Origin of the sequence: Gilliamella sp. B14384G12, assembly GCF_016101825.1 — a bacterium.
Lineage (GTDB): Bacteria > Pseudomonadota > Gammaproteobacteria > Enterobacterales > Orbaceae > Gilliamella > Gilliamella apicola_N.
On the sequence record NZ_JACFPU010000070.1, the window covers coordinates 1 to 292 of the forward strand.

Consider the following 292-nt stretch of genomic DNA (forward strand, 5'->3'; position numbering starts at 1 on the left):
GCTTGATAGATATCATAAAAAAGGTTTCCGAGGGCTTGAATATCGTTCCAGAGGAAAACCCTGTATGAAGCAACCCCGTATTGAACGAACTCACAGTGATGATGAAAAAACAATTGAAGCATTAAAAGAGGAAATAGCTTATCTACGAGCAGAAAATGCTGTTCTAAAAAAGTTAGAAGAGCTGAAGCAAGCAAAACGACAACAAATAAAGAAAAAACGTTAGTTGTTTTAGCTCTTAAATATCAGTATTCCTTAAGACATTTGCTATCAGCAACAAAACTGGCAAAAAGTG

1 pseudogene is annotated in these 292 nt (G+C 35.3%); it reads left to right on the forward strand.

What is annotated here, in order from left to right:
• A pseudogene (locus H3S73_RS13695) lies at positions 1-223 on the forward strand (helix-turn-helix domain-containing protein); the annotation flags it as partial.
• Between the last annotated feature and the right edge of the window lie 69 nt (positions 224-292).